At 55.4% G+C, this 24967-nt stretch carries 26 protein-coding genes and 1 tRNA gene; 15 read left to right on the top strand and 12 right to left on the bottom strand.

Annotated elements, in window-relative coordinates; genetic code table 11:
* Positions 1-41 precede the first annotated feature (41 nt).
* Positions 42-1229: a DUF835 domain-containing protein gene (locus VGK23_04585; protein HEY3419810.1), complete on the top strand. Its 1188-nt coding sequence runs from the start codon at positions 42-44 to the stop codon at positions 1227-1229.
* 7 nt (positions 1230-1236) lie between these two features.
* On the opposite strand, the gene VGK23_04580 is transcribed toward VGK23_04585, so the two are convergent.
* A tRNA-His gene (locus tag VGK23_04580) sits at positions 1237-1309 on the bottom strand.
* A 364-nt stretch (positions 1310-1673) separates the two neighbouring features.
* Between VGK23_04580 and VGK23_04575 the strand changes: the two genes are divergently transcribed.
* Both VGK23_04575 and argF read left to right on the top strand, forming a co-directional pair.
* Positions 1674-2513 (top strand): CPBP family intramembrane glutamic endopeptidase, encoded by an 840-nt coding sequence (locus VGK23_04575; GenBank protein ID HEY3419809.1) that lies wholly within the window; start codon positions 1674-1676, stop codon positions 2511-2513.
* A gap of 154 nt (positions 2514-2667) precedes the next feature.
* Complete coding sequence (gene argF, locus VGK23_04570; GenBank protein HEY3419808.1) at positions 2668-3597, top strand: ornithine carbamoyltransferase; 930 nt, start codon at positions 2668-2670, stop codon at positions 3595-3597.
* Here the strand turns inward: argF and VGK23_04565 are convergent.
* The gene (locus VGK23_04565; GenBank protein HEY3419807.1) at positions 3585-5078 is read right to left on the bottom strand and encodes a DHH family phosphoesterase; all 1494 of its coding nucleotides are present in this window, start codon (positions 5076-5078) and stop codon (positions 3585-3587) included. The genes argF and VGK23_04565 overlap by 13 nt on opposite strands.
* The gene (locus VGK23_04560; protein ID HEY3419806.1) at positions 5053-5835 is read right to left on the bottom strand and encodes a ribonuclease H-like domain-containing protein; all 783 of its coding nucleotides are present in this window, start codon (positions 5833-5835) and stop codon (positions 5053-5055) included. The genes VGK23_04565 and VGK23_04560 overlap by 26 nt, the downstream gene beginning before the upstream one ends.
* Positions 5836-5979: 144 nt before the next feature.
* Between VGK23_04560 and VGK23_04555 the strand changes: the two genes are divergently transcribed.
* Positions 5980-6708: a metallophosphoesterase gene (locus VGK23_04555; GenBank protein ID HEY3419805.1), complete on the top strand. Its 729-nt coding sequence runs from the start codon at positions 5980-5982 to the stop codon at positions 6706-6708.
* An 18-nt stretch (positions 6709-6726) separates the two neighbouring features.
* Here the strand turns inward: VGK23_04555 and VGK23_04550 are convergent, their stop codons facing one another.
* From VGK23_04550 to VGK23_04520, 7 genes are read right to left on the bottom strand one after another with little or no spacing between them, the layout of a single operon-like run.
* On the bottom strand, positions 6727-7074 hold the full coding sequence (locus tag VGK23_04550; GenBank protein HEY3419804.1) for a DUF1622 domain-containing protein: 348 nt from the start codon (positions 7072-7074) through the stop codon (positions 6727-6729).
* Positions 7075-7082: 8 nt separating this feature from the next.
* Positions 7083-7553, bottom strand: coding sequence for a 4Fe-4S dicluster domain-containing protein (locus VGK23_04545; protein ID HEY3419803.1), 471 nt, complete (start codon positions 7551-7553; stop codon positions 7083-7085).
* A 5-nt stretch (positions 7554-7558) separates the two neighbouring features.
* Entirely contained in the window at positions 7559-8641 is a 1083-nt protein-coding gene (locus VGK23_04540) for a nickel-dependent hydrogenase large subunit (protein HEY3419802.1), read from the bottom strand.
* Positions 8638-9084 carry an NADH-quinone oxidoreductase subunit C gene (locus tag VGK23_04535; protein ID HEY3419801.1) on the bottom strand — a complete coding sequence of 149 codons (447 nt, stop codon included), beginning with the start codon at positions 9082-9084 and terminating at the stop codon, positions 8638-8640. The genes VGK23_04540 and VGK23_04535 overlap by 4 nt, the downstream gene beginning before the upstream one ends.
* Positions 9081-9587 carry an NADH-quinone oxidoreductase subunit NuoB gene (gene nuoB / locus VGK23_04530; protein HEY3419800.1) on the bottom strand — a complete coding sequence of 169 codons (507 nt, stop codon included), beginning with the start codon at positions 9585-9587 and terminating at the stop codon, positions 9081-9083. The genes VGK23_04535 and nuoB overlap by 4 nt, the downstream gene beginning before the upstream one ends.
* Positions 9578-10456: an NADH-quinone oxidoreductase subunit H gene (locus VGK23_04525; protein HEY3419799.1), complete on the bottom strand. Its 879-nt coding sequence runs from the start codon at positions 10454-10456 to the stop codon at positions 9578-9580. The genes nuoB and VGK23_04525 overlap by 10 nt, the downstream gene beginning before the upstream one ends.
* Positions 10453-12339, bottom strand: a complete 1887-nt coding sequence (locus VGK23_04520) for a proton-conducting transporter membrane subunit (GenBank protein ID HEY3419798.1) — start codon at positions 12337-12339, stop codon at positions 10453-10455. Before VGK23_04520 ends, VGK23_04525 begins: the two co-directional genes overlap by 4 nt.
* A 225-nt stretch (positions 12340-12564) precedes the next feature.
* Here VGK23_04520 and amrS point away from each other — a divergent pair, with 225 nt between their 5' ends.
* Both amrS and VGK23_04510 read left to right on the top strand, forming a co-directional pair.
* A complete protein-coding gene (amrS, locus tag VGK23_04515) occupies positions 12565-13656 on the top strand; it encodes an AmmeMemoRadiSam system radical SAM enzyme (protein ID HEY3419797.1) in 1092 nt (363 codons plus the stop codon).
* Between the two features lie 129 nt (positions 13657-13785).
* Positions 13786-14424: a cobalamin-dependent protein gene (locus tag VGK23_04510; protein HEY3419796.1), complete on the top strand. Its 639-nt coding sequence runs from the start codon at positions 13786-13788 to the stop codon at positions 14422-14424.
* A gap of 37 nt (positions 14425-14461) precedes the next feature.
* Here VGK23_04510 and VGK23_04505 read toward each other — a convergent pair whose 3' ends face one another.
* Positions 14462-15184 carry a metal-dependent hydrolase gene (locus VGK23_04505; protein ID HEY3419795.1) on the bottom strand — a complete coding sequence of 241 codons (723 nt, stop codon included), beginning with the start codon at positions 15182-15184 and terminating at the stop codon, positions 14462-14464.
* A gap of 177 nt (positions 15185-15361) precedes the next feature.
* On the opposite strand from VGK23_04505, the gene VGK23_04500 reads away from it, so the two are divergent.
* From VGK23_04500 to VGK23_04490, 3 genes are all read left to right on the top strand, one after another.
* Positions 15362-15586: a hypothetical protein gene (locus VGK23_04500; protein ID HEY3419794.1), complete on the top strand. Its 225-nt coding sequence runs from the start codon at positions 15362-15364 to the stop codon at positions 15584-15586.
* A 58-nt stretch (positions 15587-15644) separates the two neighbouring features.
* Entirely contained in the window at positions 15645-17600 is a 1956-nt protein-coding gene (locus tag VGK23_04495; GenBank protein HEY3419793.1) for a hydantoinase/oxoprolinase family protein, read from the top strand.
* A 78-nt stretch (positions 17601-17678) separates the two neighbouring features.
* Positions 17679-18689 carry an MtaA/CmuA family methyltransferase gene (locus VGK23_04490; GenBank protein ID HEY3419792.1) on the top strand — a complete coding sequence of 337 codons (1011 nt, stop codon included), beginning with the start codon at positions 17679-17681 and terminating at the stop codon, positions 18687-18689.
* A gap of 66 nt (positions 18690-18755) precedes the next feature.
* On the opposite strand, the gene VGK23_04485 is transcribed toward VGK23_04490, so the two are convergent.
* Positions 18756-19796, bottom strand: coding sequence for a uroporphyrinogen decarboxylase family protein (locus VGK23_04485; protein HEY3419791.1), 1041 nt, complete (start codon positions 19794-19796; stop codon positions 18756-18758).
* Positions 19797-19940: 144 nt separating this feature from the next.
* Between VGK23_04485 and VGK23_04480 the strand changes: the two genes are divergently transcribed.
* The 6 genes from VGK23_04480 to VGK23_04455 all read left to right on the top strand — a co-directional run.
* The gene (locus VGK23_04480) at positions 19941-21590 is read left to right on the top strand and encodes a methylamine methyltransferase corrinoid protein reductive activase (protein ID HEY3419790.1); all 1650 of its coding nucleotides are present in this window, start codon (positions 19941-19943) and stop codon (positions 21588-21590) included.
* Complete coding sequence (locus VGK23_04475) at positions 21591-22454, top strand: MBL fold metallo-hydrolase (GenBank protein ID HEY3419789.1); 864 nt, start codon at positions 21591-21593, stop codon at positions 22452-22454.
* A 56-nt stretch (positions 22455-22510) separates the two neighbouring features.
* On the top strand, positions 22511-23059 hold the full coding sequence (locus VGK23_04470) for an NUDIX hydrolase (protein HEY3419788.1): 549 nt from the start codon (positions 22511-22513) through the stop codon (positions 23057-23059).
* A gap of 97 nt (positions 23060-23156) precedes the next feature.
* Positions 23157-23438, top strand: coding sequence for a hypothetical protein (locus VGK23_04465; GenBank protein ID HEY3419787.1), 282 nt, complete (start codon positions 23157-23159; stop codon positions 23436-23438).
* Positions 23439-23496: 58 nt separating this feature from the next.
* A complete protein-coding gene (locus tag VGK23_04460) occupies positions 23497-24333 on the top strand; it encodes a hypothetical protein (GenBank protein ID HEY3419786.1) in 837 nt (278 codons plus the stop codon).
* Between the two features lie 243 nt (positions 24334-24576).
* The coding region (locus VGK23_04455) for a DUF169 domain-containing protein (GenBank protein ID HEY3419785.1) at positions 24577-24967 on the top strand (391 nt) is incomplete at its 3' end.

Raw genomic sequence — 24967 nt, 5'->3', positions numbered from 1 at the left:
AATTAGCGTATATGGGCATCGGGAAGGGAGCCTAGGCCTCGATGATCCAGAATCTGATGTGGAATTCTGTCCTCCCCCTGATCACGGGGATAATCGCGCTGGTGTTGGGAATTTCGGTCCTTCGTAAGAATCGCCAACTAGCGATCGCCAAGGGTTTCCTGATCCTGATGTTGATGTTCACGGCCGCTGGCATATCCGATTTCCTGATGATCAACGCCTCGGACCCGGCCTCGGCTCTGCTCTTCGCCCGTGGCCTTGTCCTTTTCGTGGTCTTGATCTTTGCCGGTTTCCTATACGTGTCCACCAATCTGGCCTTTATCCCCCTCAGCAAATGGTTGGAGAAGAACCGGGTACTTTACACGGTGTTTTCGTTGCTGATCGGCCTGTTGATCGCTTACAATCTGAGCAGTGTCGATTTCAACCAGTTCGGGTATGGATTGCCGGCCTCCTTGGCCTCTCTGATAGTGTTGATGGTCGCCGCAGCCTTTACCGCTATGACCCTAGCCCTGCTTGTCCGTCGTTGGCGCCAGTCAGACGACGAACAGATGCGAAGAGAGTGTTTCCTGCTTTCGCTGGCGGTGCTGATGCCTTATCTATGGGGTCTGGTCCTTTTCATATTGGACCTTTATGACATCAAGGTGCCAAGCGAGCTCTCCCCCGGATTCTTTGCCTCCATAGTGATGATGGCGTTCTCCGTATACCGGCAGCGGCTGTTCACCGTGATGCCGGTATCGGAGGACCTGACCAGCATGATCGGTGCCAGAGAGGAGGAGGTGCTTGCGCCTGGAAGCTACCTGCTTTTTGAGGAGACCAGGGCGGACGGCATGTACGAGACCTTGCTCTCTCAGATCTCAAACGGAGTGGAGGGTCTGATCGTGACCCGTACCTACCCGGACGATCTGCGAGAGCGGCACGGGCTCAAGCGCACCCCGGTGATATGGCTGTCATCCCATCCAGGTCAGGATTGGATCGATCCCACCAACCTCTCGATCCTGGAGCATACCATCACCGAGTTCCTCAAAGTGGGTCACAACACGGTGGTGGCCATCGATGGGATCGAGTATCTGATATCGAACAACGGTTCACCTAAGGTATTGCGCTTGCTATACGGTCTGAGGGATGAGATCCTAATGAACCAATCCCGCATGATCGTTACCTTGAACCCCAAGATCCTCGATGAAAAGGAGCTAGCGTTCTTCGAAAGGGACTTCGAGGTGGTCAGAAGATGATAAGAAGGGCCGCGTCCGTGATTTGAACACGGGTCAAAGGATCCACAGTCCCACAGGATGCCAGGCTACCCCAACGCGGCCATGCTGGAAGTTGTGGAACGCGTTTCAATTAATAAATGTTGCGTGTCTCATTCATAAGGGAACACCGAATGCACGGTGAAGATTTTTTCCTTTCAGACCCCTCATATTAACCTTCCTTGTATGTTCGCTTCATTCAATGGTGCTTCGTCGATGGTCACGATCCTTGTCCGCTCCAAGGAGCCGGAAATGGCGTGATTCCGCCAACCAAGGATGGATTCCCGATGCTTTCCAACTCCCCACGTGACCAAGAGATCAGTTCCTGGCCTTTGATGACAGATATGCTGTTCGGTCCATTGACCATTTTTTCTACATATTTATTCTACCGAGCGAACGGTTTAATAAAGACATTCGAATCCTAGGGGGATGCGGGATAAGGCCTCGGTGTTGATCCCATTCATTCTGTTGGTCTCAGCTGAGACGTTCTCCTTCTTCAGCGACCCCTCCACCACTCTCTCGCTGCATCTCCTGAACATCTTCGTATGCGTGCTGTTGGCCATCTTTATAGAGCGCTACTCGGACATATTCCAGGCAGTCATGCTCATTTCATTGCTCCGGGTATTGAACATCGGGATGCCGACGTTCTTCACCTATACGCTATACTCGATGCCTTTCATGTATGGCCCAACCATTCTCGCTGGGTACATCCTGTGGAGGCTGACCTACAACACGATCGCCAAGAACGCCGGAGGAATCAGGGATTTCAAGGCGTTCCTATCGGTCCAGGCGCGCAGGACCTGGGAGTTCATCAACAGGGGTGGAATGGAACAGGCATCCAAGTGGAATAGTCTGTATGTGCCGGCCGCGATCGTAATCGGACTCATTCTGGCGAACACCGAGTACATCGTGCTAGGCCGCATCTCGCTCATCCCGGACATTAGCCTGTACAATCTGACCCTTCTGGCGGTGGTCATGGTGGTGTTCGTCGGTTTTGGAGAGGAGCTGATCTTCAGAGGCTTCCTTCAGGCCAGGATCGAACGTCACTGGGGATCCGGATTGGCGATGCTCGTTTCGGCCTCCACATTCGCCATAATGCACTCCCCTTACCACAGCATTCCCTACATGATCTACGTGTTCTTTGTCGGATTGATACTGGCATCACTGTTCTGGAAGACCCGGAGCCTGGTCTTCGTCGCCCTGATCCACGGGATCCTGAACTTCTTCCTGTTCTCGTTCCTGCCCAATGGATGGACGATATTTACCTAGGCCGTCCATCGAGTGGCCGGAATGGCTGTTTAGTTTCCGAAACGACACAACCGAGGACTTCTGTCTCCCTGGTGTCAGTTATTATAATAATTTCCTGGCATTGACACTACCTCTCGGCCATACCAATGGCCATGATGATTCGAAGGTAATACTAATGGTGGTAAAGAAACGTGACGTCATCTCGATGATGGACCTTAAGGACGATCTGGAGGACGTCCTTGAACTGGCAGCGCAGCTCAAGAAAGGGAAGTATCGCAACGCCGAGCCCCTCAAGAATATGACAATGGCCATGATATTCGAGAAGGCGAGCACACGCACCCGGGTCTCTTTCGAAGCGGGCATGACGCAGCTTGGCGGACATGCCATTTTCCTGAATCCAAAGGACATGCAGCTCGGAAGGGGGGAGACCGTGGCGGACACGGCCAAGGTATTGAGCCGCTATGTCGATGTGATCATGTACCGCGCCTTCAAGCACGAGATCATGATGGAGCTTGCCGAGCACTCCAGGGTCCCAGTGGTCAATGCGCTCGACGATCTCGAGCACCCGTGCCAGATAACTGCCGATCTGCAGACCGTCATGGAACGGAAAGGTAAGCTGGACGGTCTAAAGATCACATACGTGGGCGACGGCAATAATGTCTGTAACTCCCTGATGCTCGGCGCCGCGATGACCGGCATGGATTTTGCGGCCGCCTGCCCGAAGGGATATCAGCCTAACCAGGAACTCACCAGGAAGGCGAAGGAGATCGCCGGCGAGAAGGGTCGTACCGTATCAGTGGTTGAGGACCCCAAGGTCGCCGTCAAGGATGCGGACGTGCTCTACACCGATGTCTGGGTATCCATGGGCGAGGAGGACGAAGCGGCCCAGAGGGAGAGGGTGTTCAAACCCTATCAGATCAATGCCGACCTGGTCTCGCTGACCAAGGACGACTCCATCGTCATGCATTGCATGCCCGCGCACCGCGGCATGGAGATCACCGCCGAAGTGTTCGATGGCGAGAGGAGCGTCGTCTTCGACGAGGCGGAGAACCGCCTGCATGCACAGAAGGCGATAATCCTGACCTTGATCGGTCAGCCCAGCTGAGCGCCGATGATCCGGTCGATCTCGGCCAGGAAATCGTCCTCCCTTCCCTGGGGGATGGTCGCGCCGGCGGCGATGTTATGCCCGCCCCCGGTGCCTCCCACCGATTCGGAGGCGCGCCGCATCGCCGAGGACAGGTCCAGACCTTTCTCCACTAGTTCCTTGGTCCCCCGGGCGGAGACCTTGGTCATCTCGACGTTGTTCTCGTCTACGCTCAGCGCGAACGCTATCAGCGGGCGGTCGCAAGGAATGTCCCCAGAACCGAGCAGCATGCCGGCCACTATGCCCACCACGGTGTCCTCGACCGGCAGGCAGAAGGAGCCTTCCCCGTTCCTCAGATACTGGACCGAGCCAAGCACGACCCGGTCCTTTCCCTTGACCATCTCAATGGCGCCTTTCAGATTGTCCCGGTGGTTCTGCAGGTTGCGCAGGGCGTTCATCTTCTCCCGCTTCAGCTGTGGCCCTTTGATGCACACCTCCAGCCCGGTGGGTGCCTTTTCATAACGGCCGCATGAGTTGAGCAGGGTGGCAAACTCCTTGGCATCGTGCATGACCGTCCTGGGTTCTTCCCGGACCAGGGAATATACCTCCCCCATAAGGCGTGACGCCGCCTCTGGTCCCTGATCGGATCCGGCCAGGATCTTCTTGAGGACCGCTACGATCCGATCCTTCTCTTCCTGCCTGAGGTCTGCCCAGCATCTCCAGTGGCCATCCTCTTTGAGCGGAATTCCCTGCTCCCTCAGGAACTCGTAGCACATGTCCTCTTCGTTGGTGAGGCGGGGGAGCCTCGGGTCCGAGGAGTATCTGAGGAAGTTCACCAGCGGCCTGGTCTCGCGGCCAAAATAGCGCACGTCCGTCGCGGACCGCACCGAACCGACCGTTTCCGCGTCCTCCAGGATCCTGCGGTTCAGCCCGATGAGCCGGCATTCCGATGAATCCTGAAAATCTCCCACCGCTCCCACTATGGCCAGGTGGGCCAGGTTTCGGTTCCTGCCGTCCATGGCCTTGGCGATCGCGTACGCCGCCCCGGCCCCGCTCAGTTCCTTTGAACCGTCGAAACCGAACAGATGCGGGTTCAGGTGCCTGCTGCCCTCATTGTCGAAGTCCAGCAGGCTCACCTGTCCTTTCCTCCTTGAACGCGATGGCCCGACAGGATCCACCTCGTGATGATCGGCGATGCAAAGTCCTGGATGTTCGAGCCTTGACGCGTAGCCGCTGCCTAGGTCCACCAGCAGCACCCCGTCAGAATCGATCTTGTTGATCCGCTTGATCTCGTTCTCGTCTATCTTCTTGATGAAATTGTATTTGACGTCCATGCGCTGGTCCTGCAGCGACTTGAACGCTATGGAGGTCGCCGTGATGCCGTCCGCATCGATGTGGCCCACCACCGTGACCTTCTTGCAGGTGAGAAGGAAGTCCGCGATCTCCTTGGCCTGACCGTCGAATCCTGCCAGGTCTCTATGTTCTTCGTTCGTATCCGGCATTGATGTCCCTCATCATCTTCTCTTTCATGATGTCGTACACGAGGTCGGCCAGAGGTTCCATGTTCTTGACATCCTCGGCGTTGTACCTGGTAAGCAGGTTCAGGGCATTCTGATTGCCTTTCCTGCTCCAGAGATGCCACAGATACACCGCCTGTTCTCCGGTGACATACTCCACCTCCTGCGGTCTGGATATCCCGATCTGCTGTTCCACCGATTTCAGGCCGCCGTGGTAACCCGCTTTCGGGCAGACGTGGCGCAGGTCGTAATGAGGCACCCGGGGGACGCTGAAGGGGAATTCATGTTCGATCATCGGCAGATCGAAAGAGCTGCCGTTGAAAGTGACCAGCATCTTCACCCCGTCAAGCGCATCCTTGATCGCTGTCTGATCGAGGCCTTGCCCTCGAACCAGGGTGGTCATCTTGCCGTTGCGGAGAATGCCCACCATGGTCACCACATGCCCCGGTCCGATCCCATCCGACTCTATGTCCAGGTAGGCGGCGCCCTGCTTCAGCTCATCGAAGAGGCGCCATTGTTCCGTTGAGGGCAGCAGGCCGCAAAAATACTCAGCGCGTTCCTGGTTGAGGAAATCCTCAGCCTCGTTGAGGCGGATGTCAAGGTCCTCTTTCCTTTTCCGGGAGAAACCCGGTATCGTGCTCGCCGAAAGGAACTCGCTCCAGGTAGTCGCGCCCCTGCTCCATATCCGCCTTTCGGTGGTCTTGCCGACGCTAGGCAGGAACACAAAGGAACGGCGTATCATATCTTGGCGGACGCTCTGCCTAGTCAAATCGTTTTCGATAGGTCACACGAAAATGACCGATCCGATCGAACCGGAACCGGTCCTTCGATGTTCAAAAGGTTCAAGTCCTGAACGTTCGTTCGTTCCGTGCCAAAAGGGGTGCCGATGTTCAACGTCCAGATTTTTCCCGGGGTCAAGGTCACCAACGACCTCTGTCTTTGGATGGAGGAACGGGGAACCCTGGCAATGGCCGATCTGCATATCGGTCTGGAGGCGGCGCTGGAACAGACCGGAGTGCATCTTCCGAGGATCCAGTCCGCCACCATGAAGGAATCCTTGATCCGCATCATGGACCGATATGATCCCGACACCGTCCTGATATTGGGAGATCTGAAGCACGAGTTCTCCGGCAATCTGGACCAGGAATGGAAGGATGTCCGGGACATACTTTCGATGCTGAGGGACACCGCCACGGTCAAGGTGGCGAAAGGGAACCATGACAACTATTTGGCGAACATCTCCCAAAGGCTTGGGATCGAGGTGGCCGACAGCTTCGAGATCGATGGGATCGCCTTCATGCATGGGCATGCACAAAGCACGCATCGGCCCCTGGTCATAGGGCATGAACATCCATCGGTGCGCATATTCGACCGGGTCGGGGCGTTCCTGAAGCTCCCCTGCTTCCTCCATTTCAGTGATGAGCAGATATTGGTGCTGCCGGCATTCTCGCCGTTGGCGGCCGGCACAGACTTCACGAACTTGGGTCGCGCCGATACGATGTCCCCGGTCCTGGAGGAGGCTGACATCGAGGATGCTAAGGTCTATGCCTGCACAGAGATAGGTCTGCTTGCTCTAGGCACTATCCGCGATCTCGGACGGATCAGAACGTTCTGACCGGCACCATCCAGGCCATCAGACGGCCTCTCCCTTGGAAGCGGTCCTTACTTCCCATGCCAGGAAAACGCTCAACACCGTCCTGATCCCAACCACCACGGCCAGCAGGATCAGGTCATTGAAGGTCGGGGCCACGAACGAGGTCAGGATGTCCCCGGCGATGAAGAAGTCCAGGCCCAGCACGATCAGTTGAGTGAAATCACGCTTGACAGCGGTGTAGTCCATGGACCTTTTTCGCAGGGCGTTGTTGAGCAGCCTGCCGGCCGCCCAGAACCCACCGATCGCCACTATCACCACGCCGATTGCGCTGAAGATCAGGGTGAGGTAGTTCGTGATATCCGTCAGTGGTGTGAATGTGATCGCCATCGAAGCACCTAGGTCGAGCCGGAACCTTGGACCGGTTTCTCGGAAGGAGGAGGGGAAGCCTCTTCCGCGACCTCAGGTTCGCCCGGCCTCTTCCTCAGTATCACCCTCTCGCTCGGAAGCGTCTGTATGACCCGGTACTCGAACGGTTTCAGGGCCAGATCATAGACGTGCGTTTCCCGTAGGTACACCGCCTCGGAGTACTTAGGCTCCATGGAGATGGTGTTCGTCGGGCAGACTTCCACACAGGTGTTGCAGGCGATGCACCGGGCCCGCACTATGGTCTGGGTTTTGAGAGCCTTGTCGGTGGTGATCGCCATCGTGGGGCAGTTCTTCTCGCACAGGCGGCACCAGATGCATTTCTTCATTTCCCACACCACCCGGCCCCGGTTGGTATCGGGGATGTCCGCCTTTTCGGTGGGATAGAGGACGGTGACCGGTCGGGAGAACAGATTCTTCAGGGTGCTCTTCAACATCGACATATGGATCACCTGTCACAGCAGCATATGCATGGATCGACCGACACCGCTATCGGCGCCACGTCCGCCAGCTGTGCCCCGCCTATCATCGCGGCGATGGCTGGTATGTTCATGAAGGCCGGTGTACGGAGCTTGATCCGGTCGAGCCTCACCTCTCCCTTGGCCTTGACGAAATAGAAAAGCTCCCCTCTGGGCGCTTCCACTCTGCCCACCCCTTCCCCGGTCGGGTTCCCTTTGACCGGCGTAAGGAACGGTTCGTCCCTGATCAGGTTCAAGGCCTGACGGATCAGGTCGACGGACTGGATGACCTCGTCCATGCGGACCATGTTGCGCGCATACACATCGCCCTCCTCATAAAAGACCGGCTGAAACTTCATTCCGTCCACTCCGTACCCGGCGAATCCGGTCAGACGGATGTCATGGGGCATGCCGCTTCCGCGCCCCACCGGCCCCACCACGCAGTAGTCCTCCGCATCTGATTTCTTGAGGACGCCAACCCCCCTGGTCCTTTTACGGAAAGTGCTGTCCCTGCGGATCACCTTCTGCAGCTCCAGGAACTTAGGCTCCATGATGTCCATGGTCTTCTCGATGTCCCTGAGCTGCTCATAGGTCACGTCCTTCCTCAATCCACCTATCGCATTCATGCTGTAGTGGACCCGGTTCCCCGAGACCCGGTTCACCAGCATCATGATGTCCTCCCTTTCCCGGAAGAACTGCATGAACAGGTTCTCATAGCCCAACGCTTCTGCCGTGTGGCCTAGGGCCAGCAGGTGAGAGGTCAGCCTTTGGCATTCCATCATGATGGTGCGGACCAGATTGGCCCGGTCGCTGACCTTTATGTTGTATACGTTCTCCATCGCCTGGACATATGCCGAGGAATGATGGAAGGAGCAGATCCCGCAGACACGCTCGCACAGGAAGACCGTTCGTTTGTAATCCTGGGCCATGGCATGTTCCATGCCCCGGTGGTTATAGCCGATGTTTATGGTGGCCCCTACCACCTTCTCCTCTTCCAGGACGAGCTTGAGGTTCATCGGTTCCAGGAAACTGGAATGCTGAGGACCGAACGGTATCACGCTGGTGCGGCTCAAAGTTTCACCTCTTTTGGTTCAGCCTGTGGTGCCGGTGTTGCCGTTGACACTGCAGCGGCGCTCGCTGGCGGGGCCGTTACGGCCGGCTTGAGCGGTTTCCTGAGAGGCGTGACTATGCCCTTTTCCGGCGTCAGCAGCAAGCCTCCTTCTATCCCCTTGAAATGCAGTCCCATCATGTCCACTATCTCCCGTTCCATGTTCACCGCGCCGGCATAGTATGACGAGAGGCTTTCAAGTTCGTCATCGGCCTTGACAGTGTAACGGACATCGGTATACTGGTTGTTGTAATGAAACCCATAGATCAATTCGAAGGTCCCGTCAGCATTGTCGATGGCGATGATGGTGATCAACCTCGGTTTGGGGTACTTCAAGTCCATCCGGTCTATCTTGGACTTGATATCATTGACCGGTTTCGCTTCCTTGTGGGTTGGTTCGTCGTTCATGGCTTCGCCTCCGGAGCTTCGACCGTCTCCTGCTCCTCTTTCGGCCCTGCCTCCGATGCCGATATGGGCACTTCGGCAGCCACCTTCTCCTTCCATTTGGATATGGCCAGCACCACGCCGTCGATGATCGCCTCGGGACGGCAGGCGCATCCAGGAACATAGACGTCGACCGGGATCACCCGGTCTATGCCCCCTTCCACGTTGTAGCAGTCGAAGAACGGTACTCCGTTCGTGGCACAATTACCGCATGCCACCACGACCTTAGGTCCTGGGGTCTGATTGTACAGGGTCATGAGCCGATCCTCCGACTTCTTTGTGACCGGTCCGGTCAGCAACAGAATGTCCGCATGCTTTGGGTTAGCCTTGTTGACCATGCCGAACCTTTCCACATCGTATTTCGGGGTCAGTAGGGCCCAGACCTCGAGGTCACATCCGTTGCAGCTGCCAGTGTCGAAATGCAGTATCCATGGGGATCTCACCCTCATGTTCTCCATCAAGGCCATCTGAACACCCCCTGGTCCGCCAGGAAAAGGATCAGCATATTACCTGCCGTCAGCGCTAGACCAAAGGCCAGGGTAAACTTCACCATCCGGTTTCGAGTCAGCCTTGCCGTGGTGTTGTCGATAACGATGGCGGTGAAGAAGAAGGCCAGTATTATGAGCAACTTAATCCCGATGGATATCCAGATATTCTGGTCCCAGAAGAAAAGGGTCATGATGCCGAAGAGGATGGCCAAGTCAAACCAATGGGCTATTTTGGTGATCGCCAGGTAGGTACCGGAATATTCCACATATGGACCCGAGATGAGTTCCGTATGTGCCGTGGCAATATCATATGGGGATTTTTCCATCTTTATCACAAGTACAGGTAACAGTGCAATCAACGCCAGGGGCAATACGAACAGTAGGTCATGGGCGACGCTTCCCGCGAGGAAGGTCCTCTCCCTGAACCCTATTGCCACGATCACCATGAAAACGATAGGCTCGTAGGCCAGTATCTGAAGTAATTCCCTCTGTGCCCCGAAATAGGAGAAGGGCGAATGTGCACTGAAGGCGCCCAGAGCCAGCGAAAAGGAACCCGTGCTTGAAACAAAGAACACCACCAGCAGGTCTCCTCCCGTGACCAGGAGGACGAACGCGGCCAGCTGCAGGAACATACAGGCGATGGCGAATACGGTCTGGGAGCTATTCATCGCCCTGCGTTCCTTTCCGAACAGCTTGATCAGGTCATAATATGGTTGTAGCACAGGCGGCCCTACTCGGTTCTGCATTCTGGCCGTGATCTTCCGGTCGATACCGATCAACAGACCTATGGCGAATGGTGTCAATATCCCAACCAGAATGGTAAGGACCATCAGTTCGAGATCGCTCAACTGAACACCTCCAATGCCACAGGCATCAATAATAGCACGGCGAGCAGTACCGAGGCAAGGGCCAGAATTATCTTGTTCCAGTGCCCTTCCACCTTTTCGTCCAGATAATAGAAACCTCCCAGGTCAAATACCGGATCCTCACCGCCGGCATATGCCTGGGTGAGCTCCTTTTTGTCTAATTTGAGCAGGAAACCGAATCCCAAGAACAAGACCCCTATGATCAATAGGAAGTAGAATGCGGGGAATGACCCAAATTCCGTGTTCAAGCCCAGTGAAGAGCCGCTCACTGCCGGAGCATAGTGGAGCGAGAGATATGGGTCAATTAGATATGTTATCACCTGGCCTATGGCCAGGGAAAGGACTATGCCTGCCCCGAGAAGCGCGCCGATGGTGTACTTGTATAGAACCGGCAACTTCTGACTCAATGCCGGTAATCTAGAGACCCTAGGACCTGTTTCGAAAAGGCGGCCTAGCCACTTACCATAATAGACAATTGTACCGGCGAAGCCCACACCAAGTAGGATAGAGATGAACGGAAAACCGGCAGCTGCTTCCGAGACGATCCACTTGCCTGCGAAAAGTCCGAAGGGCGGAAGCATGAGCATGAACACCCCAACGAAGATCGAAACGGTAATGAAAGGCATCCTGTCCCGTAGATATGCCATAACGTCAAGGTCCTCGGAACCGGTCTCCTCTTTGACCACACCGACGGACATGAATAGGATGGCCTTTGAGATGGCATGGAAGATGAGGATGATTATCCCCGCGGTGATCGACAGCGGCGTATTCAATCCTACACAGACGATGATCAGGCCCAGATTTCCGATGGTAGAGTAGGCCAGAACGCGTTTTGAGTTGCTTTGGGCGATGGCCAGCAAGGAGGTTGCGAGGAACGAGGTGGCCCCTATGATACCGACGATCCAGGAAATGATATCCTGGCCCACGAGATTTGGCGAGAGCCGCAATAGGAAATACACTCCCAGATTAACCATCGTGGCGGAATGAAGCAGTGCGGAAACTGGTGTAGGCGCGACCATGGCTCCCAGCAACCATCTCTGGAACGGGACCTGGGCCGATTTGGTGAAAGCCGCTACAGCCATCAGGGCAAACGGCAATAACTGCAGCCCCACGATGCTGGTTCCCGACGGGAGAGCAGAGATGGTCAGGGTGTTGAAGTAGTAATAGGACAGGATGATGGATGCGAGCAGGAGCACGCCTCCGCCTAGAGTGATCTCGGCGGCTATCCGGGCGGACCGTTTTGCCTCATCGGTCTTATTGTGTCCGATCAGCAGGAAGGAGGTCAGCGTGGTGACCTCCCAGAAGAAGAAGAGCCACAGAAGATCATTGCTGAAGACGGCGCCGTTCATGGCACCCACGAAGATCAGCATGACGGCGAAGAAACGGGGCTGGTTTCCATCGCCCTTCATGTACCTGACCGCGTAAAGGATGATGACCGATCCGACCAGTGAGGTGATGAGCATCATCACGACGCTCAGATAATCGGCGAAAATGACCGGATCCGCGGTTTTCCCCATCACCATCGATTGGAAGATGACCATCGGAACGATCTGCAAGAATGAGAAAGCCACGATCCAACGGCTCTTGTCCCTGACCCCCACGTAGACGAAATATGCCATCAGCATAAGGTCCAGAGCTATTATGGCCCATTCCATGGGGAACAGTTCGTCTGCGTTAACCGCGATAGATTCCAAGCCTTTGGTCGCCATGTACAGCAGAAGGCCGAGCGCCAGCACCACCGTGATCATCGATGTCCCAGCCACGAGCACCCAGGGTGAGGTCCCCCGCCTTCGGGTCATGCACAACAGGCCCCCCAAGGTAGGGACCGTGATCAAAAGGAATAGGTACAAGGTAGGGACCTGCATGTCAACCGGAACACCATTCCAGTCCCACACATATTATTCTTGTCATCGAAGACCGTGATTCAATTCTGCTGGCCAGAACCGTGGTCGGTAAAATAACCTTGTCGTAAGTCTAATTAGACCATAATGCGATGGAGGAACGAGGTCATGGAGTGTCAGAATGCATCGTGTGCGGTTCGGTCATGAAAAAGAATCAGAAAAAGTGCCCAAACTGCGGCGCATCGCAGGATGAGGATGACGACTACTGACGTATCGTCACAAGTCCATCAGGCAAGATGGTGGCATGGGGACGGCAAGATCGTAGAATGTTCGCTATGTCCGCGCCGGTGCCGCATACCAGATGGATCGGTCGGATTCTGTAACGCGCGGGCCAACCGTTCTGGCAAACTGGTGACCTTGACCTACGGTCGTATATGCGCCACAGCGGTCGATCCGGTCGAAAAGAAACCGATTTTCCACTATCGTCCCGGAGCGATGCTTTATTCGATAGGCACCTTCGGATGCAACCTTGACTGCGGGTTCTGCCAGAATGCGGTGATGGCCCGTTCTAGATCCGACGACATCCCCTCACAATATGTCCCGCCAGAGGAACTGGTCCATATCGCATTGGAAAAGAAGGTCAACGGAATCGGATGGACGTTCAACGATCCAGTGGTATGGTCAGAATATATAATCGACGTGTCAGGCCTGGCTCATTCGAAGGGACTGTTCAACCTGTTGAACACCAACGGATACATCGAACCCAAGGCCAGGGAAGAGCTTCTTGAGAATGTGGATGTCGTCAAGGTGGACATCAAGGGATTCGACGAGAGGATCTATCGTAAACTTTGCGGAGCAGAACTGGCTCCAGTGTTGGAAACATGCAAGGATGTCAAAGAAAGGGGTATACACCTCGAGCTTGCCTATCCATTGATACCCGAATGGACCGATGACCGGACAATGCTGGTTAATTTCGGGGATTGGGTGGTGAATGAGCTGGGGAGGGACACGCCGGTCCACCTCTTCCGATTCCAACCGGCATATCGATTGTCGGAACTGAACCCTCCGGAGATCTCCTGTTTGCATGAGGTCCGTCGTCTTCTGCATGGATTAGGTTTGAGATACGTTTACCTAGGGGGAGTGACAGGAGAGGGCCAGGATACCCTGTGTCCAAGCTGTGGCGCCCTGGTGGTCTCACGCAGGTCAGAAGAGACGACGGAGAAGATATTCATAAAGAAGGAGCAGGTAAGTCGTTTCTGTCCGACCTTCGCTAAGGTACAGAATCTGACGGTCGATGGATGCTGTCCTCGATGTGGTAAGTCCTTACCGATTCAGGTGTAAGAGCTATCTGGGAAGACTTAACGATTGTATCATACGAATTGTGGATGGTACATCCATCCATAAAAGGCTTTTAATATAAACCATAGGCATCGGATGTTTCAATTCTTTCTCCGTTTGGGAGGATAGTGCATGAGTGAGACACTGCAGAATTTGATTGATGTTGTTGTAAAGGGCAAGATAAAAGAGGCCAAGCCATTGGCAGAGAAGGCCCTTGCAGAAGGAATAACCGCCAAGGTAATCATCTTCGAAGGATTGAACAAGGCGATGGAGATCGTTGGGCAAAAGTACGAGAAGAAGGAGTACTTCCTACCCCAAGTTCTTCTCTCTGCTCAGACCCTATATCAGGCGCTCGATGTTGCCCTGCCGAAGCTAGACAAGACCTCCGCTGGAGCTCAGGGAAGGGTAGTCATGGCCGTCGTTGAAGGAGACGTTCATGACATCGGCAAGAACATCGTGAAGGCGATGTTGACCGGCTCAGGGCTCACGATCTTCGATCTGGGAAGGGATATCCCGGTCAAGAACATCGTCGAGAAGGCCAAGGCCGAGAACGTAAACATCATCGCGACCTCCACCCTCATGACGCCTACCCTGGCTGGAATGAAGGAGATCGAGAGGATGGCCAAGGAAGGCAACCTGAAGCCGAAGATCAAGACCATAATCGGCGGCGGCGCTACCTCCAGGGAATTCGCCAACCAGATCCATTGCGACGGTTGGGCGTACGACGCCAACGAAGCGGTCAAGGTCGTTACGGAACTGTTGAAGCAATAATCCTTCACTTTCCAAATCTCTTCCTTTTTTTATAAGGTCATTGATCCAGCAAGTGCTCTGTACCTACCGGTTTTCTCATGTCTCTCCAAACAAGATATGCTATCATCCCTCCCACCGAGGCAGATAGTCCGAGAATGAGGTTCTGGTCCGGTGCGGAGTCCCCTGAAAACGGATTGTATGCGGACATTGCCGCATAGATGATCGCCACCATCCCCATCAACATCAGGAGCAATGACAGGCTCTTCACCACCTGGGGAATATACTTCACAGCCGTCACCCTCATTCGACCCAGCCGGTCTTGGCAGATGAACATCAGCATCGCAAGTGCAGTGACCCCGAAAGTCCATTCATAGGTGCTCTCGATCTCCTTTGTGAACGAATCCCCGACATAGTTTGGAAAGTGATGCAGACCAAAATCGCCCAAGAACGGATAGAATACGGTCACCGGCAACTCCCACATGGAGTCCAGAACGAGATGGGAAAGAAGGCCTGCCCCCAATGCCATCATGATCCACGAACCCTTCTTCCTTCGATATGCAACCCCCAGGACCAATATGGCGGTGAAGAACAGTCCGCTGTGGGCGTAGATCCTGCCGAAGTCAATGGAGCCGGTCAGGATGATGTGCCCCAACGGCTTGTCTATCAGGTCCGGTAATATGCTGCCCAAGGCAGAAAGGATGATGACCATCCGATACTCCAGGAAATGGAAGATGACCATCCCTATCACCAGGCCTATGAAAAGATGGCACATCAGGAGCATGGCGATGGCAATCCGTAGCGAGCTATAAAAGGAGAACCGAATCAATTATGCAGCGAGGAAAGATCGACCCATACAAATCCATCATGAATTGAATTAGATAGATTTTTTTATATCGATGATGAGGTTGGACGGCTTCGTGACGGTCTTCGGCCTGATAACCGGTATCGGAGCGCGATCATGTCTGCATTGTCCGCCAGGGTGGTCAGGTCAGGGGTCGGCAGCAATCCGGCGAAGTTCGGCCGCGCACGCGTCCAGCCGATACTCGTGGTCCTGCCATGGTCTCGATGTGGGCCTTCCGGGGGGGATAGCGGACAGGATGAGGCGCGGGTCCTGCATGGCGGCCTTATTACTGATCCCCTCATCCCGCCAGCAATCACTATGAGGGTTCGTGAATCGTTCTAGAAACCTTATTGACCTTCTTGCTCCTTTTTACCCTCATCATAACAGGGAGTATTCTTCTATGGAACCTGGAGAAAAAAGGACCTTGGGGCTGGGGATCGACACCGGAGGAACGTTCACCGATGCGGCGGTCATCGACATGGATACCATGGAGGTCCTGACGAAGGCGAAGTCTCCCACAACCTATCAGGATCTATCCATAGGTCTATTGGGGGCGGTCGACGGGGTCATCGCTTCGGGCAAGTTTGAAGTGGACGAGATCAAGATAGTGGGGCTTTCCACCACGCTGGCCACCAACTCGATCCTGACCGGCAAAGGCGGTCAGGTGGGTCTTATCTGCATTGGCTGGTCCCCGGATCGGGAATGGGACATGGGGACAACCATAATCGAGACGGTCGAGGGCGGTCACACCGTAAGGGGGTATGAGCACCAGCCTCTGGACGTGGCGGCCTTGGACAAGGCGATAGCATCGATGGCCAACAAGGTCGATGCCATAGCCATATCCAGTATTTTCAGCGTATACAATCCGGATCACGAGGAACGCGCCCGGAAGGCGATCTTGGAGAAGGCGAACATGCTCACCGTGACCGGCCATGACCTTACCACCTCCCTCGGCATCAAGGAAAGGACGATCACTGCGGTATTGAACGCCAAGCTGATACCGATCATCGGGGATTTCCTGAGCAGCGTGGAACTTTCCATGGAGAAGCGGGGGATCAAGGGTCAGATAATGGTGTACAAAGGTGACGGATCGCTGATGAACATCTCGGTCGCCCGGGGAAGACCGGTGGACACCATTCTGTCCGGTCCGGCGGCCAGCCTGATGGGAGGAAGGCTGCTGTCCAAGCAGGAGAACTGCATCGTGCTGGACATAGGCGGCACATCCACCGACATAGCATATCTGGACAAGGGATTTCCCCGAATCAACCGGGAAGGCGCCTCGGTCGGGAATTGGAGGACCAGGGTGCGGGCCATCGATATCTGGACCAGCGGTCTTGGAGGGGATTCCGATATGCAGGTGGATCGCTATGGTCATCTGGATATAGGGCCTGAACGGGTCATGCCCCTGGCAGTTGCTTCCAAGATGAGCCCCGCTATCCTGGACAAGCTGCGGCTCAGCAGGCAGACCACCTATTATATGGTCTATGAAAGGGACACTTCCAAGCTGAGCCATGAGGACCGCCTGGTGTATAATTTCCTAAAGGAGAACAAGGTAAGCACATTGAACGAGGCGAACGAAGGCCTGCCCGAGCTATACTATGTGCTCGAGACTCTCAAATCTTTAAAGGCCAAGGGTTTCATCGTTCAGACCGGGCTCACTCCGACCGATGTCATGCATGTGAAAGGGATCTACACCCCAGGTGACGTACAGGCCTCCAGAGAGGGAGTGGAGATATTCTCCAACCTGGCAGGGGTCACGGTGGACCATTTCATCGAGAACTTCATGGATGTCATGGTCACCATGATCGGAGGCGAGGTGATCAAGAAGATAATCTCTGACGAGGCGGGCGACATCGTGCCGTCGCGGGCCCTGGACTATCTCATCAAGGCGACCTTGGGGGCGGCCGGTTTCCGTACCATGTCCATACAGGCCTCCCTTGACCGGCCCATAGTGGGGCTCGGGGCGCCAGCCTACGTGTTCGTACCCGAACTGGAGAAGAGGATGAACGTAAAGGTCATCATCCCTCCGAACCACGATGTGGGGAACGCAGTCGGAGCGGTATGCAGCAAGGTGTCGGAGATGATATCCATCCAGGTCTATCCCAGGGACTTCAAATACTGGGTCTTCACACCGTTCGCCGATCCGTTGGAGTTCCACCATCGGGAGGAGGCGATCGAGAAGGCCAAAGAGGTGGCATGCGAGTATGTCAAAGGAAGGGCGGTGGCCGCAGGAGCGAAGAACGTCGAGGTCATGGTCGACGTCGATGAGAAGCGTTTCGCGCCGGGCTCAAATACCACCACCCCCACTTCCAACTGGACGGAGATTCGGGCCAGGGCCACCGGGGACCCAATCTGACCCGGAGAAACATTGAAGTAATATAATCTAGATAATGCGGACGAATATCTTATTTAAGATGTTATTGGAGGGAATTTAGTGGCTAGCAAAATGACTCCGAGGGAGCGCGTTCTCGCCGCTCTTGATTTGAAGGAAGTTGACAGGCCTCCAGTTGTATGCTTCACGCAGAGCGCAACTGTTGATGTGATGGACGCGGTCAAGGTATACTGGCCCGAAGCCCACACCGACGCCCATAAGATGGCCGAACTGGCCATGGGTGTCCCGAAGGTATTGGGTCTAGAGTCCGTCAGGATGCCATACTGCCTTACCGTCGAGGCTGAGATCATGGGTTGTGTCGTAAACCTGGGTGGCCAGGACAGGACCCCGATGGTCAAGAAGCACGCGTTCAATGAGGACTCCGAGGTAGTGATCCCGGACAACATAACCTCACTGGGCAGGATGAAGACCGTCATCGAGGCAGTAAAGATCGCCAAGGCAAAGGTCGGAAAGGAATACCCGATCGTTGTCGGTACCACCGGACCGGTCACAATCGCCGGACACCTGGTCGGAACCGAGAACCTGCTGTTGTGGATGATCGTCAACCCGGACGCCGTGCAGAAGTTCGTGGACATCGCGACCAAGATCGAGAAGGCCTACTGTACCGCACTGGCAGCCGCCGGCGCAGATGTCATAGTCATGAGCGACCCGTCGTCGTCAACTGACATGATGTCCGCCGAACTGTTCGACCAGTACAGCAAGCCGTCCATCAAGGCATGCTTCGAAGACGTCGGGGAGACCAAGACCGTCCTGCACATCTGCGGCAACACCACCGTCCTGCTGGACCACATGATCGACACCGGCGTGAACGGATTGTCGATCGAGGAGAAGGTCGAGCCGGAAGAAGCGGTCAGGCTCGTAGGCGGAAGGGTCGCTCTCGTCGGAAACGTCGGAGTGGTCAGGCCGTTGCTGCAGGGCACACCGGAAGAGTGCGAGGCTGCAGGGAAGCGTTGCAAGGAAGCCGGCTTCAACCTGATCGCACCGGGATGCGGACTGGCGGCACGTGTGCCTCTGGCCAATATCCAGGCGATGGTCAAGGGCGCCAAAGAGTAAATTCTTAAGGGGGAGAGATCCCCCTATCAACGATTTTTTTAACTTCTTGAACGACTCGAATATCAATCAGGGACTTTTGCGGTGGCTGAACTTGATCGCCGCGTCCTTCAGGGCTTTTATGTTCTCCTTCGGCGTCTTGTATGGCAGCTCGCAACCCGGCGCTATGACCACGCCTGGCGTATCGCCCCACATGCTTAGGAAACCCTCCACCGCCCCTGATATCTCCTCGGGAGTGCGTTTGAACAGCAGTTCCTGGTGATCGATCCCGGCGAACAGGCAGGTCCGTCCTTTGACCTTGTCTATCAGGGTCTGGAGATCGACGTTCTTCAAGTGCAGATGCAGAGCGTCCGGAAGAAGGTCCATCTGCGACAGCCAAAGCGGCATCGATGAATCGTTATGCAGGATCGTCCTCAACCCCTGTCGATGGAACGTTTCCATCAGCGAGCCGAGACAAGGGCGGTCATGGGCCTCATACATCTCCTTGCTCACCATCTCCATGCCGGCCGAGCTGGAGTCGATAAAGACCGAATCAACTCCGGCCGCACGGATCGCATCTCCGTAAAGGCGCAAGGAATCAGTGACCGTACCCAGAGCTTTGTCGATCGGTCCAGGGTCCGAGAACATCGCCATCAGGACCGTTTCCATTCCAAATGTCTCATAGACGACCAGCATCGGGGCGTTGGTGCACCCGACGACGGCAACCTCCTCCCCCACCTTCTCCACCATCCTGCTCGCGGCCTTGATCGGCACGGACCAGAACCTGTCCTTCAGGGGTTCGACCGGAGCCAATCCATCCGCTTCTGTGAGAGAACGGTACTTGACCGCCCGCGGATAGAAGTCCTTCTCCGGGAATTTCCACTCCATACCATGAGCTTGTGCCTCCACCAAGAGGTCCCCCCAACCGGCCATCACCGTGTCATAGCCATACAGGCGGTAGGCTTCCAGGGCCAGCCTGGAGAAGACCTCCGGATCATGAAAACCATCATATATCCTGAGCCCAGAGGATTCCAGGATCCATTTGGCTGCGCCGAGGTGCTGATAGAATACAGGGACCCGGTCTGCCGGTCGAAGATCCAGGGCCGCATGGAACCTTTGTTTCGGGCTCATGGACAGACCTACGCAGTGTGGCCGATAAAAGTCTATTGTGGCCTTCACCGATGGAACGATTGTTGATATATCCAGTCATTCCGGGAAGTAGGCAATTTCGAGATAGTTGATAAATAGACAGTATACAATTCCTGCCATGATTCCATGGCATACGGTGTAGCTCTAGACCTGGGAACAAGCGGCTACCGTTCGCACCTGGTGGATCTTTCAAAGAAAGGCAAGATCGTTTCCACCTCCATCACCATGAGGCACCCGCTCCCTGGGGCCAACATCATGGACCATCTGCATTTCTGGATGGAGAACGGTAATGAGGTCGGGCACAGCATCATCATGGAGACGGTCGACCATCTGATCGAACTGCATGGGGCGAGGCCGGAGGATATCGAAAGGATCGCGGTCTGTGGCAATCCCGCCCAGCTGTCCATGTTCGAGAACATTGAGATCAGGGACCTGGCATTCGCCGGACAATCTCTTCTCAGTCGGCTCAAGATCAAGGTCCCGGAACGTCGGGCCCACGTCATCAAGGCAGAGGAATTAGGCCTCAAGTCAGTGAGGCAGACCGCGGATGTTCGGATCCCGCCCTCGATCCGTCACGAGATCGGGGCCGATGCCCTGGCGATGATCATCAAGACCAAGCTCCTGGAGAAGAAGGAGACCTGTATGGTCACTGATTACGGCACCAACGCCGAGATGGGCCTTTACCATAATGGGGAGCTTTACACGGGTTCGGCCGCGGCAGGACCGGCCATGGAGGGCCAGTCGATCAAGTTCGGAATGCTGGCGGCACCAGAAGCGGTCTCTGACCTGGCCATCGGGCCGGACGACATGTGGTACAACTATGTGCTGGACGAGCACCTCCATCCGCGCAAGGCGGCGCTGGTGGGGCCAAGGAACAACCAGGTCAAGATCATCGAGAACCTGAGGGCGCGGGGCATCACCGGCACAGGGGTCGTGGCCGCTGTGGCGGTCGGTCTGGAAACCGGCATCATCAAACTGCCTCGGATCGACACTCCGGACCATATGATCCACATGATGAATGGGATAACCTTCACGGAGCACGACCTAAAGGAGGCGGGAAAGGCGATGGGCGCCATCCGAGCCGGTCACCGGACGCTCATCCAAGACGTCGGCATAGATGATGCGGAGGTCAAGACCATGTACCTGGCAGGGGCATCGGGCACCTACGTGGACCCGCTCAAGGCGCAGACCGTGGGCCTGGTGCCGCGGGTGCTGGAAAGAACGGTGCAGGCGGGAAACACCTCCCTGATGATGGCGTATGAGATCCTGGTCGACGACAACGGACTGGACCATATGCAGGACGTGGCCAACTCCATCGCCTCCAAACACATAATGTTCGCGACCAGCAAGGTTTTCGAGGATCATTACGTCAATGAGCTGGCCTACTGGGATGAGGGCATGCCCTTCGAACTGTTCAACACCTTGCTGGAACAAGGAGGATATCGACCCATGCCAGATATAGTTCGTCCGAAGGAGATGCTGCGCATAGTGAGCAGCGATATCCCGGTCATCGGGGAAGGGGGCCTCAAGACATTGGAAGATGTCGGGGTCTATCTCATCGGGTCCTTCGAGGGCTGTATCGGATGCAAGAAATGCGAGCTTGAGTGTCCGGAGCGCGCACTGAAGATATTGCCGATGGGTGAGGACAAGTTCAAGGTCCGGATCGCGACCGAGTACTGTCTGGGCACCGCCTGCAAGCATTGTGAGACAGTCTGTCCAGAGAACGTTTATCAGTTCAGCAAACTCGCGGTGGTAAGAAGAGGAGATGACCATTAAGTGCGGATAATATCAGTCGTTGACAACACTTCGGGCACGTCGTTCAACTATTCCAAGGTGGTCAAGCGCCTTGACCGGCCTGACCGACACTTCCTTTCCGAGCATGGGCTGTCGATCCTCGTCGAGACCGACGAAGGGAAGAGGGTGCTGGTCGATACCGGTGCATCACAGATGGTCTTCGCGCACAACCTCAACCTTTTAGGTTTCAGGCCAAGCGACATCGACGCCGTCTTCATCTCCCATGGCCACTATGATCACATGGGCGGTCTTGTATCAATGATAGAGGCCGGAGTGCCGATATATGGCGATCCCAAACTGTTCACCTCGAAGCGCTTCGCCGTCGCCATAGACGGCACCAAGAGGGACATAAGCGCCCCTAAAGAGCTGATCGACGCATTGCCCCGAGCAAAGCTCAACCTGTCCTCTTCCAGCGTGGAGATCGTCCCGGGAGTGAAGACGTCCGGCCAGATCGTGCGGGAATCGAAGTTCGAGGTCCAGGACCGGTTCCTCAGGGAGGAAGAGCCCGGTTGTCCGGTCAACGACGAGGTCTACGAGGAGCAGGCGCTCTTCATCCAGACCAAGAAGGGCCTGGTGATCGTTTCCGGATGCGGCCATCCGGGCATAGTGAACGTGGTCACCCAGGCAAAGAAGTCCTTCGACAAGCGGATATACATGGTCATAGGCGGGTTCCACCTGAGCTCCGCCGGCAAGGACCGCATCCTCAAGACGATGGATGGGCTGAAGGCGCTGGGAGTGGATCGGATCGCCCCAACCCATTGCACCGGTTTCGAGGCACTGAAGATGATGTCCGACCGGTTCGTCGGGTTCGACATGCTGCCTTCCGGCAGTGAGATCACCATCTGAATCCGTTCTCTCGGACCGAGCCTTTTTATCCTCGTTCCGACCAACATCCATGCGGCATGATAGAGGAAAAGCCAGACGATGAACGGTGGCAGGAACTGGTCGCTGTTTACGGCAATCCGTCGTTCGTGGACCGGGTCTGGCCCATTGAGGGGCCTGCAGAGAGAACCGGTTCCCTCAATTCCTCAGGCACGGTAGTCCTCCTCATTTTCAATTTGGCCGGATCCTGCGTTTTCGTCAAAAGAAAAGAAGCGTCAGATTGGCTTCTCCCCATGGGTCGGATAGGATCGAGCGAAGGGATCATCGAAGCCGCAATCCGGGTGGCGATGGAGGAGGCCGGGGTAAAGATCATACCTTTAGGGGTCCCCCAATGTCAAAGGATCACCTGTCTATACAATGATATGACCTGCCTGAGATGGTATTTCGTGGTCGTGGCAGAAACGGCAACATCAGATCTTGACCCCCTGGATAGCGACCGGATCGATGAGGCAAGACTCTTCGACCTGACCCCTTCCGTTGGCGACCCCCGCTTGATGGAATGGATGGTTGAGCTGCATCAGGTCGGGATCAGGTTCATGCGTTCGATGGATGCCTTGGACGGGATCTGATCGGTCCATCAATCGAACAGTATATCTTCAACGTACGTGAATGGTATAGATATAGGACCAGAATGGGACGTCTCTAACCAACGACCGAGGTGAGCTGATGGCAGAGGAAGAAAAGAAGCTGGAATGCGCAGAATGTGGGGATCCCGGGATCGGTCTGACTTCGTACAAACTGTGGGTCAAGGACCGTTTTGTCGATGCGTTGGGCATCGACGACATAATGGAGGATGTGTTCCGTTTGCACCTCAAGGACAGGAACAGGATCACCGATGAGCTGATGACCAGGTTCCTGGAGAACAACGGGATCAACGAGGCCCTTGAAAAGGAGTACCGCATGGCCCTTATAGACGAATATGAAAGAAGGCAGTTGCCATATCTTTGAAGACAAGGATAATTCGATGGGCTTATAGGGGCGCAAAGCTTCCAGGGTCCGATCAAGAATGACCTGGGCATCCGATCTTTTCGAGCTCTTCGATGGCATGGACTTCCTTGAGCAATCATATGAGCAAATGCTCGATGACCGATTCACCGAAGAGGTCAGGATCATCGAGGCCATCGAGAGCCGTATGCTGATCGACGAGGAGGAATGGCCTCTGTCCTTCGCCGTAAAGACCCCGAAGGGATGGCGTGCGACCAGTTTTCTCCTCAGGAGACCGAAGGTGGAGATCGTCGAACGGTACGAGGCCTTGGGCGGCGAGATATTCCAGACCGACAAGGCGGAGTTCGCCGCCGCGATGCGGGAACATTTCTCCGAGAAGCTTCTCCAGCAAGTTCCTCCGGCGATCGAGGACTTTTCACCCGAGCGGTGCACGATGGTGCAGGAACTGATCAACGAGGTGTGGGGAGAAAGGATCGGCCAAGGCTGCCTGGATGTGGCCTGCGGGTCTGGTCTTGGTTCCGCCGCACTTCGACAATTGGGCTTGATCCCGATCGCCTACGACAACGATCCCGGCCTTCTGGCCCTGGGCATGATGAAGGGCCGTCTTATGCCAGAGGGTACGATGTGCATCGATGCGACCAGGGCTGGCATACTGGCTCCCAAAGCCCCGCTCGGTCTGGTCCTGATGGCGGGTTCCATCAACAACTTCAACGAGTACGTATGGAGGGCGATCATCGAAGAGACCCTCAAGCTGACCGTTGAGACCCTTATGACCGTGGAGACCAAGGATGAAGCGGAGAGGGTAAAGGGTTGGTGCGTCACCAATGGCCGCAAGGTAGATCTGTTCGAGAACAACCGCGACGCGTTCTATGACAGATGGGTCTGTTCCATCTCTTGATCGAACAGGTCTGGTCCGTCCCGATCTCCGGAACACTCATCAGCCTGCTGTGCGAAATTGTATGGCACAATCGATTCTCTTTGTAATCGACATTTTTATCATTTCGATCGTTAAGATTACGTTACGCAGGTTCGCCGGAAAATCGGTAAATGTTCGTCAATATTATCGATAAGAATATTGATGTTTGAATAACGACATGGTTAAATAAATCAAGAATGCTCTGAATGTTAAGAGGGGTTAAGAATGAGCGACTACGCTGAGCTTTCTAGGAAGTTGGTAGATATTCTCGGTTTGAAGACCGAACCGGTGGCGGTCACCCTGATCAAGAAGGGCCAATCCATACCCGAAGGTTATTTGGTCACCGAAACGCCGCTCCGGCATTGCCAATCGATCATGAGGGCGAGGAAGGGAGAGAAATTGGTGGTCCCGGCCGCCAAGCAGGCCTGCCCGGTAGGCGCATCCGCACTCGGCATGGTGCCATTGCCTGAGAAGGTGAGATCCGGAGAGTTCCATTACAACATGGGTATGTTCGAATCGGCGGATGCCGCATGCAAGACCTGTGCCTCCCGTCCAGCCCTAGAGACTGGCAGCATCATCGCCACTGCAATATCGCCGCTCAGCAAGGCGACCATCG

The sequence above is a fragment of the Methanomassiliicoccales archaeon genome, assembly GCA_036504055.1.
Classification (GTDB): domain Archaea; phylum Thermoplasmatota; class Thermoplasmata; order Methanomassiliicoccales; family UBA472; genus DASXVU01.
Note: the sequence above shows the minus strand (reverse complement) of the source record. Positions and strands in the feature narration are given on the sequence as shown.